General features: G+C 70.3%; 8 protein-coding genes. 4 read left to right on the top strand and 4 right to left on the bottom strand.

All coding sequences use genetic code 11. The features are described 5' to 3' along the window. Positions 1–8: 8 nt before the first annotated feature. From OG331_RS12020 to dnaK, 4 genes are all read left to right on the top strand, one after another. Complete coding sequence (locus OG331_RS12020; RefSeq protein ID WP_406194940.1) at positions 9–1,070, top strand: ATP-binding protein; 1,062 nt, start codon at positions 9–11, stop codon at positions 1,068–1,070. After that, on the top strand, positions 1,067–2,872 hold the full coding sequence (locus tag OG331_RS12015; RefSeq protein WP_406194938.1) for a DUF2201 family putative metallopeptidase: 1,806 nt from the start codon (positions 1,067–1,069) through the stop codon (positions 2,870–2,872). The genes OG331_RS12020 and OG331_RS12015 overlap by 4 nt, the downstream gene beginning before the upstream one ends. Before the next feature lie 65 nt (positions 2,873–2,937). Then, on the top strand, positions 2,938–3,366 hold the full coding sequence (locus OG331_RS12010) for an OsmC family protein (protein WP_406194935.1): 429 nt from the start codon (positions 2,938–2,940) through the stop codon (positions 3,364–3,366). A gap of 240 nt (positions 3,367–3,606) precedes the next feature. After that, complete coding sequence (dnaK, locus tag OG331_RS12005) at positions 3,607–5,481, top strand: molecular chaperone DnaK (RefSeq protein WP_406194932.1); 1,875 nt, start codon at positions 3,607–3,609, stop codon at positions 5,479–5,481. Positions 5,482–5,488: 7 nt separating this feature from the next. Here the strand turns inward: dnaK and narI are convergent, their stop codons facing one another. From narI to OG331_RS11985, 4 genes are read right to left on the bottom strand one after another with little or no spacing between them, the layout of a single operon-like run. After that, positions 5,489–6,211, bottom strand: coding sequence for a respiratory nitrate reductase subunit gamma (narI, locus tag OG331_RS12000; protein ID WP_406194930.1), 723 nt, complete (start codon positions 6,209–6,211; stop codon positions 5,489–5,491). Further along, positions 6,208–6,702 (bottom strand): nitrate reductase molybdenum cofactor assembly chaperone, encoded by a 495-nt coding sequence (gene narJ / locus OG331_RS11995; RefSeq protein WP_406194928.1) that lies wholly within the window; start codon positions 6,700–6,702, stop codon positions 6,208–6,210. The genes narI and narJ overlap by 4 nt, the downstream gene beginning before the upstream one ends. After that, positions 6,702–8,351, bottom strand: coding sequence for a nitrate reductase subunit beta (narH, locus tag OG331_RS11990; RefSeq protein WP_406194925.1), 1,650 nt, complete (start codon positions 8,349–8,351; stop codon positions 6,702–6,704). Before narH ends, narJ begins: the two co-directional genes overlap by 1 nt. Beyond that, positions 8,351–12,043, bottom strand: a complete 3,693-nt coding sequence (locus tag OG331_RS11985) for a nitrate reductase subunit alpha (protein WP_406194922.1) — start codon at positions 12,041–12,043, stop codon at positions 8,351–8,353. Before OG331_RS11985 ends, narH begins: the two co-directional genes overlap by 1 nt. Positions 12,044–12,061 lie beyond the last annotated feature (18 nt).

Raw genomic sequence — 12,061 nt, 5'->3', positions numbered from 1 at the left:
CCCCTGCTTTGCAGGCAGCCGTAACCGTCACGCCCGCCCGAATCCCCGACCTCCTTCTCGGCCTCGCCACCGTGCGGCCGGTCTTCATCTGGGGTGCCCCCGGCATCGGAAAGTCCTCCCTCGTCAGGAACTTCGCCGAGTCGCTGGGGCTTGAGTGCGTGAGCCTGCTCGGCACCCAGCTGGCGCCGGAGGACCTGATCGGCGTGCCGCAGATCCGCGACGGACGGTCGGTGTTCTGCCCGCCGGAGGCCATCGCCCGCGACGAGCCGTACTGCCTGTTCCTTGACGAGCTGAACGCGGCCACCCCGGATGTGCAGAAGGCGTTCTACTCGCTGATCCTGGACCGCCGTATCGGTAACTACGAGCTGCCCAAGGGCTCCATCGTCATAGGCGCCGGAAACCGGGCCACCGACAACGCGCTCGCCCGCCCCATCGCCTCCGCGCTCGTCAACCGCCTCACTCACGTCCACCTGGAGGCGTCCGCCACGGACTGGCTGGTCTGGGCCGCGAACAACGGCATCCACCCGTGGATCCTGGACCACCTCACCGACCGCCCCGACCACCTGTGGTCCAAGCCGCCGAAGACCGAGGAGCCGTTCTCCACGCCCCGCTCCTGGCACATGCTCTCCGACGCGCTGCACTCCTTCGGCCGTGACCTCGACGAGGAGACGCTGAAGGTCCTCGCGCACGGCACGCTGACGCCCGTGCACGCCACCGCGTTCTGCGGCTACGTCAAGATCGTGCGCAGCCAGTACGGCATCGAGGCCATCATCAAGGGCGACGCCCGCTGGCCGCACCGCATGCAGGACCGCGACCTGCTCTACTACCTCGCCGAGTCCTTCCGCGGGCGCCTCATCAAGGAGCTGCCGGTCAGCAAGGACCACATGTCGGCGACCGGCCGCCAGACCGCGTACCGCGCGAAGTCGCTGCTGGTGCAGCTCGCGGAGATCTCCGTCGAGGTCGCCCAGAGCGTCATCGCCTCCGACGCCGACGGCAACCCGGTCCTGCCGTCCTGGTTCCTGGTGGAGGCCGCGCGGGACATGCCCCGGCTGGTCGAGGCGCGCCGATGAGCCGTACCCCCGACAAGGGGAAGGGGAAGAAGAAGCGGGACCTCGCGGCGGAGGCGTTCGCCGAGGGCCTGCGACTGGTGCGTGCCAATCCCGCGCTCGCCACCGTCGAGTTCGCCGTCTGCCGCCAGGAGAAGTGCGAGCAGGCGCCCCACGACGGGCTCGTCCTCGTCGACTCCCAGGGCGACCTGCACATTCACCCCGATCGCATCGCCGAACCGGCGACCTGGGCCTGGGCGATCGCGCACGCCGTCCTGCACCTCGGCTTCGGCCACGTCCCTTCCAAGAAGGGCACACCCGTGCAGCCCGACCGTGCCGACCTCGCCGCCCGCTGCGTCGTCGTCAACCGCTTCCTGCTCAGCTTCCCGATCGGCACGGCCCCGGACCACCTGCCCCTGAGCTACCCGGACGGCGACGAGGAACAGCTCGCCGCGCGCTGGCGGCGCGACGGCATCCCGGCCGCGTACGAGCGCTGCGGCACGGCGGGCTCCGAGGCCGACCAACTGCTCGTGGAGTGGATGGGCTGGTTCGGGTCGCCCCCGGACCACCAGCTGGCCTTCGCGACCGCGCTGACCCGCACCGTCTCCACCGCGATGGACCTGGCGGGCGGCCGCCGCGAGTCCATGGACGGCGAGCCGGTCAAGAAGCGGCCGTGGCAGTGGGCGCTGGAGTGGTTCATCACCTCCTACCCGCTGCTCGGCGGCCTCGCGGCCGGCATCAAGCTGGTCGCCGACGCCGAACTCGCCCGCGCGCACGGCATCGCCGTCGCCGCCGTCAATGCCGAGGCCGGCGAGATCTACATCAACCCGCTGCGGACGTTCGAGGACGAGGAATGGCGGTTCATCCTCGCCCACGAGATGCTGCACGCCGCCCTGCGCCACGGCGACCGCTGCGGCGCCCGCGACCCGTACCTGTTCAACGTCGCCTGCGACTACGTCATCAACGGCTGGCTGCGCGAGATGCAGGTCGGCGAGATGCCCCAAGGCCTGCTGTACGACGCGCAGTTCAGCGGCCTGTCCGCCGAGGAGGTGTACGACCGCATCGTCGGCGACCTGCGCCGGATGCGCCGCCTGGCCACCCTGCGCGGCAAGGGCGTCGGCGATGTGCTGGGCGCCCCGCTCGGCGCCCCCGGCGACTATTGCGACCTCGACGAGTTCTACCGCCGCGGCCTCTCCCACGGCCTCGACCTGCACCAGCAGCAGGAACGCGGCTTCCTGCCCGGCGGCCTGGTCCAGGAGATCCGCGCGCTCAGCCATCCACCGCTGCCCTGGGACGCCCGGCTGGCCCGCTGGTTCGACGAGTTCGTGCCGCGTCCGGAGCCGGTGCGGACCTACGCCCGTCCCTCGCGCCGTCAGTCGTCGACGCCCGACATCCCGCGCGCGGGGCGCTACTTCCCGCCCGAGGAGATCGCCCGCTGCACCTTCGGCGTCGTCCTGGACACGTCCGGCTCGATGGGCAGCGTGCTCCTCGGCAAGGCGCTGGGCGCCATCGCCTCCTACGCCGCCGCCCGGGACGTACCGGCCGCGCGGGTGGTGTTCTGCGACGTGGCGCCGCACGACGCCGGCTATGTGCCGGTGACGGAGATCGCGGGGCGGGTGCGGGTGCACGGCCGTGGCGGTACGGTCCTGCAGCCCGGGATCGACCTCCTCCAACGCGCGGACGACTTCCCGCCCGGCGCGCCCGTCCTGGTCATCACGGACGGCTGGTGCGACGTGCTGCGGGTGCGGCGCGAGCACGCGTACCTGCTCCCGCAGGGCCGTCGTCTGCCGTTCACCCCGCGTGGGCCGGTCTTCCGGGTGCAGTGAGCCGGAGTGTGATCGGATGGGGGCACGGACCCAGGAAAACGGGCCCCCACGCGAAAGGAAGAATCGTGGCTACCACGCGCTCCGCACACACCGTCTGGGAAGGCAACCTGCTCCAGGGCAACGGTGTCGTCAACTTCGACTCTTCCGGCGCCATCGCCGCACAGCCGGTCACGTGGGCCTCGCGCTCCCAGGACGCGAACGGCAGGACCAGCCCCGAGGAGCTGATCGCCGCCGCGCACTCCAGCTGCTTCTCCATGGCGCTGTCGCACGCCCTGGATGGTGCCGGCACCCCGCCCACCAAGCTCGTCACCTCGGCCGACGTGAGTTTCCAGCCGGGTGAGGGCATCACCGGCATCCACCTCACCGTCGAGGGCACCGTGCCCGGCCTCGACGCGGAGGGCTTCGCTGCGGCGGCGGAGGACGCGAAGAAGAACTGTCCGGTCAGTCAGGCGCTGACGGGCACGACGATCACTCTGTCGGCGAAGCTGGCGTAGCGGGTCGCCTACGGGGGTGCCACGGTTCGGTCGTCCGGCGGCTGCGGCGCCGCGGTGGCTGGTCGCGCAGTTCCCCGCGCCCCTCCGGGGGGCGGCCCTTCGGGCCAGCCCACCCGGCCCCCTGAGCGAGCGCTCAGCTACCGTTTGGTGGCCGTCCGCTCGGTCACTCGTCCCATTGACAAGAACCCGCTCAAGTTTTGTGCTGGAGTTCAAGGGGTGCCCTGGCGGAAGGGGACAGCGATGGCACGCGCGGTCGGGATCGATCTCGGGACCACGAACTCGGTGGTCGCCGTCCTGGAGGGTGGCGAACCCACGGTCGTCGCCAATGCGGAGGGGGCCAGGACCACACCGTCGGTCGTGGCCTTCGCCAAGAACGGCGAGGTACTCGTCGGTGAGGTGGCCAAACGGCAGGCGGTGACGAACGTCGAGCGCACCGCCCGCTCCATGAAGCGGTACATGGGCGACGCGAACTGGCGCTTCCCGGATCAGGGCGACATCGACGGCTCCCGCTACCGGGCCCAGGAGCTGTCGGCCCGGGTGCTGCAGAAACTGAAGCGGGACGCCGAGTCGTACCTCGGCGAGGACGTCACCGACGCGGTGATCACCGTCCCGGCGTATTTCGACGACGCCCAGCGGCAGGCCACGAAGGAGGCCGGGGAGATCGCCGGCCTGAAGGTGCTCAGGATCATCAACGAGCCCACGGCCGCCGCCCTCGCCTACGGACTCGACCGGGGCGAGGAACAGACCGTGCTGGTCTTCGACCTCGGCGGCGGCACCTTCGACGTCTCGCTGCTGGAGATCGGCGACGGCGTCATCGAGGTCAAGGCCACCAACGGCGACACCCACCTGGGCGGCGACGACTGGGACCAGCGGGTCGTCGAGTACCTGGTGAAGAAGTTCAAGGGGCAGTACGGCATCGACCTCGGCAACGACAAGATGGCCGTGCAGCGGCTGCGCGAGGGCGCCGAGAAGGCCAAGATCGAGCTGTCCAGCTCCACCGAGACGACGATCAACCTGCCCTACATCACGGCCTCCGCCGAAGGGCCCCTCCACCTCGACGAGAAGCTGACCCGCGCCCAGTTCCAGGAGCTCACCGAGGATCTCCTCGACCGCTGCAAGACCCCCTTCCACCAGGCGGTCAAGGACGCCGGCATCAAGCTCTCGGCGGTCGACCACGTCATCCTCGTCGGCGGCTCCACCCGGATGCCCGCCGTCACCGACCTGGTGAAGGAACTCACCGGCAAGGACCCGCACAAGGGCGTCAACCCCGACGAGGTCGTCGCCGTCGGCGCGGCCCTCCAGGCGGGTGTCATCCGCGGCGACGTCAAGGACGTCCTGCTGCTCGACGTCACCCCGCTGTCCCTCGGCATCGAGACCAAGGGCGGCATCATGACGAAGCTCATCGAACGCAACACGACCATCCCCACCCGGCGTTCGGAGATCTTCACCACGGCCACCGACAACCAGCCCTCGGTCGGCATCCAGGTCTACCAGGGCGAACGCGAGATCGCGGCGTACAACAAGAAGCTCGGCGTCTTCGACCTCACCGGCCTGCCGCCGGCCCCGCGCGGCGTCCCGCAGATCGAGGTCGCCTTCGACATCGACGCCAACGGCATCATGCATGTCTCCGCCAAGGACCTGGCGACCGGACGTGAGCAGAAGATGACGGTGACGGGCGGCTCGGCCCTCCCGAAGGACGACATCGACCGCATGATGCGGGAGGCCGAGCAGTACGCCGAGGAGGACCGCAAGCGCCGCGACGACGCCGAGACCCGCAACCAGGCCGAACAACTCGTCTACCAGACCGAGAAGTTCATCCGCGACAACGAGGACAAGGTCCCGGCGGACACGAGGTCCGAGGTCGAGGCGGCGATCACCGACCTGAAGCAGCAGCTGGAGCAGAACGCCGAGACGAACGCCCTGCGCACCGGCATCGAGAAACTCGCCTCGGTCAGCCAGCAGATGGGCCAGGCGATGTACGCCCAGTCCCAGCAGGCACCGAGTGAGAGCTCCACCGGCCCGGGCACCGAAGAGGCCTCACCGCAGGACGACGACGGTGTGGTGGACGCGGAGATCGTGGATGACGAGAAGGACCAGAAGGGCGGCGCCGCCTAGGGGCCGCTCAGGACCCGGTCTTCTCCCAGCCCCGCCGCTCCGGCCGGGGCCCCAGCTGCTCGGGGTCCCGGCTGCGGTACACCAGGTACGGCCGGAACAGGTACTGCACCGGCGCGCTGAACATGTGGACCAGCCGGGTGTACGGCACCAGCGCGATGAGCACCATGCCGATCACCGCATGCACCTCGTACAGCACCGGCACGCCCGCCATCCGGTCCAGGTCCGGTTGAAGGGTGAAGAGGCTGCGGGCCCACGGGGCGATGGACTGGCGGTAGTTGTAGCCGTCGCCGGAGGAGTGGGACAGCTTGGCGACCATGCCCATCACGATCGCCGCCGCCAGCACGACGTACATGAGCTTGTCGTTGACCGTGGTCGCCCGGAACACGGGTGCCTTCGTGCGGCGGCGGTAGATCAGCAGGGCGATCCCGGCGACCGTCAGCACCCCGGCCGCCGTGCCGCCGTAGAGGGAGAACAGGTGGTACGTCCGCTCGCTGACCCCGAGTGCGTCCGTCCAGGACTCCGGGACGAACAGGCCCACCAGATGGCCGACCAGCACGAACAGGATGCCGTAGTGGAAGGCGGGCGAGGCGATGTTCAGGAGCCTCGACTCGTAGACCTGGGACGAGCGCGTGGTCCAGCCGAAGCGGTCGTAGCGGTGGCGCCAGATCAGGCCGGCGACGAGCATGGCGAGCACGACGTAGGGGAGGACGCCCCACAGGAGTGTGGTCATGGGCGTGCCCCCGGTTGTGCGGTCGGCAGGGTGGCGCACACGGCGTCCAGGACGGACGCGTACGGTGTGCCGAAGTCGGTGAGCCGGGCGCGGAGCTCCTCCAGACAGTCCCGGTGTTCCAGCAGGAGGTCGGTGTCGCCGGTGCGGGCCGCGAACTCCAGTACCGCGGGCAGGAAGTCCGGCAGTTCCTCGCCGGTGAGCTCCAGGCCGTGGGCGCGGTAGACGTCCTTGAAGCGCAGCAGCGACATGCCGCGCCGCCGGGTGTCCCCGTCCCGCCACCAGCTCAGGTACAGGCTGTGGCGGTTCTTGAGGTCGAAGACCTCGACGTAGTGCGCGGCCAGCTCCTGCGGGGGCGTGAGGGCCGCGTGGTCGGTGAACTCCCGTAGCTGCGGGGCCGCCTCGCGCAGGAGCGGCAGGCGGGCACGGAAGTCGTCGTCGGGGTAGGTCAGGCAGAGTGCGGCCGCCTGGTACAGCACCTCGAAGGACGGCATCAGGCCTCCTCGGTCTTGGCTGTGTCGGCTGTTTGGGCCATGGGGGCTGTGGGGGGCAGGCCGGCCGCGTCGTCCGCCGTCTGCCGTCTGCGCAGGGCGTGGAAGTTCTCCACCGACACCAGCGGCAGCAGCTTGCGGCCCGAGTCCTGGCCGACGGGGCCGTCCCCGCCCATCCCGGGCCCGCCGTCGTAGTCGAGGCTGCACCCCTGCGGAAGCGCCGACTCCTCCAGGTGCCGGGCGTCCGCGACCGCGGCCGTCGGAATCACGTACCGGTCCTCGTACTTGGCGATCGCCAGCAGCCGGTACATCTCCTCGATCTCGTGCGCCCCCATCCCGACGGCGGCCGACACCGAGGGATCCGGCTCCTCACCGAGGTTGATCGCCCGCATGTGGGAGCGCATCGCGGCGAGCTTCTCCAGCGAGGACCGGACGGGGCCGATGGCGCCGGCCGTGAACATCTCCGCCAGGTACTCCAGCGGAATGCGCAGGCTGTCGATCGCGCCGAACAGGTTCCCCGCGTCCTCACCGTCGTGCCCGGTCTCCGTCAGCACGTCCACCACCGGGGAGAGCGGCGGGATGTACCAGACCATCGGCATCGTCCGGTACTCCGGGTGCAGCGGCAGCGCCACCCGGTACTTGCTGATCAGCGCGTGCACGGGGGAGCGGCGCGCCGCCTCCACCCAGTCGTACGGGATCCCCGCCGCGTCGCACGCGTGCCGCACCCCGGCGTCCTCGGGGTCGAGGAAGACACCCAACTGCGCCTCGTACAGATCCCGTTCGCTGCGCACCGACGCCGCGGCGGTCACCTTGTCGGCGTCGTACAGCACCACCCCGAGATAGCGCAGCCGGCCCACGCACGTCTCCGAGCAGACCGTCGGCAGACCGACCTCGATCCGCGGATAGCACATCGTGCACTTCTCGGCCTTGCCGGTGGCGTGGTTGAAGTACACCTTCTTGTACGGGCATCCCGTCACGCACATCCGCCAGCCCCGGCACCGGTCCTGGTCGACGAGGACGATGCCGTCCTCCGCCCGCTTGTACATCGCCCCCGACGGACACGACGCCACACAGGACGGGTTGAGGCAGTGCTCGCAGATACGCGGCAGATAGAACATGAAGGTCTGCTCGAACTCGAACCTCACCTTGTCCGAGGCCTGCGTGCGCGCCCGCTCGACCATCGGGTCGAGGTCGCCGTGGGCCGGGGCGCCGGCGAGGTTGTCGTCCCAGTTCGCCGACCACTCGATCTTCATCGGTTTGCCGTCGATCTGCGAGATCGGCCGGGCGACCGGGTAGTCGTCGCCGAGCGGGGCGTCGGTGAGGTTCTTGTAGTCGTACGTCCAGGGCTCGTAGTAGTCCTTGATCTCCGGGAGTTCGGGGTTGGAGAAGATCCCGGCGAGCTTGCGGAAACGGCCGCCCGCCTTCAGCTTCAGCGCGCCGCGCCGGTTCAGCTCCCAGCCGCCGCGCCACCGCTCCTGGTCCTCGTAGCGGCGGGGATAGCCCTGGCCGGGGCGGGTCTCGACGTTGTTGAACCAGACGTACTCCATGCCCCGCCGGTTGGTCCACGCCTGCTTGCAGGTGACCGAGCAGGTGTGGCAGCCGATGCACTTGTCGAGGTTCATCACCATCGCGATCTGGGCCATCGGACGCATCAGTACTCGACCTCCTGGCTGCGGCGGCGGATCACCGTCACCTCGTCGCGCTGACTGCCCGTCGGGCCCAGGTAGTTGAACGCCCAGGAGAGCTGGGCGTACCCGCCGACGAGATGGGACGGCTTGAGGATCAGCCGGGTGAGTGAGTTGTGGATGCCGCCGCGCCTGCCGGTGGCCTCCGTCCTCGGGACGGCGATGGTGCGTTCCTGCGCATGGTGCAGGTAGACGGTGCCGGCCGGCATCCGGTGCGAGACGACGGCCCGGGCGACGACCACGCCGTTGCGGTTGGCCGCCTCCACCCAGTCGTTGTCGACGACACCGATCGCGTCCGCGTCCTGCGGGGACATCCAGATGTTCTGGCCGCCCCGGGACAGCGCCAGCATGAACAGGTTGTCCTGGTACTCGGAGTGGATCGACCACTTGTTGTGCGGGGTGAGGTAGCGGACCGTCACCTCCTTCTGCCCGTCCGGACCCAGGCGCGGTTCACCGAACAGCTTGTTCATGTCCAGCGGCGGCCGGTAGACGGGAAGCGCCTCGCCCAGCTCGTGGATCCAGTCGTGGTCGAGGAAGAAGTGCTGGCGGCCGGTGAGGGTGTGCCAGGGCTTGAGGTGCTCGGTGTTGAGGGTGAAGGCGGTGTAGCGCCGCCCGCCCGACTCGCTGCCCGACCACTCCGGCGAGGTGATCACCGGCACGGGCGCGGCCTGGGTGTCCGCGTACGTGACCCGCTCGGCCTCGTGCTCCGCCGCCAGGTGCGCCATCTCCTGCCCGGTGCGGGCCTCAAGGGTGCGGAAGCCCTGAGTGGCGAGGCGGCCGTTGGTGGTGCCGGACAGGGCGAGGATGGTGTTCGCCGCCTTCACGGCCGTATCGAGCAAGGGCCGGCCGTCGGATGTCACGCCGTTCAGATGCCGGAGGTCCTCGACCTCCTCGTCCGGCTTCAGCGTGATGCCCTTGGCGGGCAGGCCGAGCTCCTCCACCAGCGGCCCGAGCGCGGCGAACCTGGCGCCGATCGCCGTGTAGTCGCGCTCCACGACGGTGAGGTTCGGCATGGTCCTGCCCGGCACGGGATCGCACTCCCCGCGCCGCCAGTCCAGGACGACCCCGCCCGGCTGGGCCGTCTCGCCCGGGGTGTCGTGCTGGAGCGGGGTCGCCATCAGGTCCTTGCGCACCCCCAGATGACCGACGGCCAGCTCACTCAGCCGCTCCGCCAGCGCCTTGAACGCGTCGAAGTCGGTGCGGGCCTGCCACGGCGGGTCCACGGCCGGGGTGAAGGAGTGCACAAAGGGGTGCATGTCCGTGCTGGACAGGTCGTGCTTCTCGTACCAGGTCGCGGCGGGCAGGACGACGTCCGACAGCAGGGTGGACGACGTCTGCCGGAAGTCCAGCGACAGCAGCAGGTCGAGCTTTCCCTCGGGCGCCTCGTCGTGCCAGGTCACATCCCGCGGCCGCACGTCCTCGGGCGCCTCCTCCGCCTGCAGGGACGAGTGCGTGCCCAGCAGGTGCCGTGTGAAGTACTCGGCGCCCTTCGCCGACGAGCCCAGCAGGTTGGCCCGCCACAGCGTCAGCACCCGCGGCCAGTTCTGAGGCGCGTCCGGGTCCTCGCAGGCGAACTTCAGGGTCCCCGCGCGCAGTTCGGCGACCACCCGTGACACCGGATCACCGAACACCTCGCCCAGCTCCAGCGGATTGCGGTCGAACGTCGGATACGACGGCATCCACCCCGTCCGCGCCGACAGCGCGAGACAGTCCGCGCCCGTCATCCCACGGAACCGGCCCGTGCCGAGCGGCGAGGCGAGCACGTCGGCGGTGAACCGGTCGTAGCGCCACTGGTCGGTGTTGAGGAACCAGTACGCCGTGCCGATCATCTGGCGCGGCGGCCGCGACCAGTCCGACGCCGAGGCGAGCGTCGCCCAGCCGGTCACCGGACGGCACTTCTCCTGGCCCACGTAGTGTGCCCAGCCGCCGCCGTTGCGGCCCTGGCAGCCGGTGAGCTGGAGCAGGGCGAGGAAGGCGCGGTAGATCGTCTCGGAGTGGAACCAGTGGTTGGTGCCGGCGCCCATCAGGATCATGCAGCGGCCCTTCGACCGCTCGGCGGTGCGCGCGAACTCCCGTGCAATGCGTATGCACTTGGCGGCCGGGACGGACGTGTGCGCCTCCTGCCAGGCCGGGGTGCCGGGCGCGTCACGGTCGTCGTACGACACGGGCCAACGGCCGGGCAGCCCCTCCCGCGCCACGCCGTACTGCGCGAGCAGCAGATCGAAGACCGTCGTCACCAGCGGCCCTCGCGCCCCGCCGAGCTTCGTCGCCGGGACCCCACGCCTCACGACGTCCCCGCGCCCCTGCCCATGTGCCCCACCCTCGGTGTCGAAGCGCGGCAGCAGCACCTCGACGCCCGCGGCGACCTCACTGCCGTACAGGCTCAACTGTGGGCGTATATCGCCGAGTTCGAGGTTCCACTTGCCCATGCCCGACTCGGACCAGCGGAAGCCGAGAGAGCCGTTCGGGGCGACCGCGCGGCCTGTGGCGGCGTCCAGCACGACCGTCTTCCACTCCGCGCTCGCGCCCTTCTGGCCCAGGTCCGAGGCGCGCAGGAACTTCGCCGGGACGTAGGCACCGCCTCGCTCCTCCAGCGTGACCAGGAAGGGCAGGTCGGTGAACTGCCGTACATAGTCCTCGAAGAACGGTGTCTCGCGGTCGACGAAGAACTCCTTGAGGACGACGTGCCCCATGGCGAGGGCCAGCGCGCCGTCCGTGCCGGGGTGCGGGTGGAGCCACTCGTCGGCGAACTTGGCGTTGTCGGCGTAGTCGGGGGCGACCACCACGACCTTCTGTCCCCGGTAGCGGGCCTCCGCCATCCAGTGCGCGTCCGGCGTCCGGGTCACCGGGACGTTCGAGCCCCACATCATCAGATACGCGGCGTCCCACCAGTCGCCCGACTCCGGCACGTCGGTCTGGTCGCCGAAGACCTGCGGGGAGGCGACGGGCAGATCGGCGTACCAGTCGTAGAAGGAGAGCATCGGCGCGCCGATGAGGGAGTGGAAGCGGGCGCCCGCCGCGTGCGACACCATCGACATCGCGGGGATGGGGGAGAAGCCGGCGATGCGGTCCGGGCCGTACGCCTTGATCGTGTGGACGTGCGCGGCGGCGACGATCTCGACCGCCTCGTCCCAACTCGCCCGCAGCAGGCCGCCCTTGCCGCGCGCCTGCTGGTAACGGCGGCGGCGCCCGGGGTCGTTCACGACGTCCGCCCAGGCCAGGACCGGATCGCGCAGGCGTTGCTTCGCCTCCCGGTACATCTCCAGGAGGACGCCCCTGATGTACGGGTGGCGGACCCGGGTGGGGGAGTAGGTGTACCAGGAGAAGGCGGCGCCCCGGGGGCAGCCGCGGGGCTCGTACTCGGGGCGGTCGGGGCCGACGCTCGGATAGTCGGTCTGCTGGGTCTCCCAGGTGATGATCCCGTCCTTGACGTACACCTGCCAGCGGCACGAGCCCGTGCAGTTCACGCCGTGCGTGGAGTTCACGACCTTGTCGTGGCTCCACCGGTCCCGGTAGAAGGCGTCCGCCTCACGCCCGCCCGTCAGCGCGACGCTGTGCAGATCGGGCGCGGGCGTGCCCGGCCGGAACCACCTGCCCGCCTTGAGCAGCGCCGTGCCCGGTTCGGCGGGCGGGACGGGCGGTATCCGCGTGTCGGTCACAGGCGCTCCCTTGCTTGC

This window comes from Streptomyces sp. NBC_01017 (assembly GCF_045162795.1).
Taxonomy (GTDB): domain Bacteria; phylum Actinomycetota; class Actinomycetes; order Streptomycetales; family Streptomycetaceae; genus Streptomyces; species Streptomyces machairae.
Note: the sequence above shows the minus strand (reverse complement) of the source record. Positions and strands in the feature narration are given on the sequence as shown.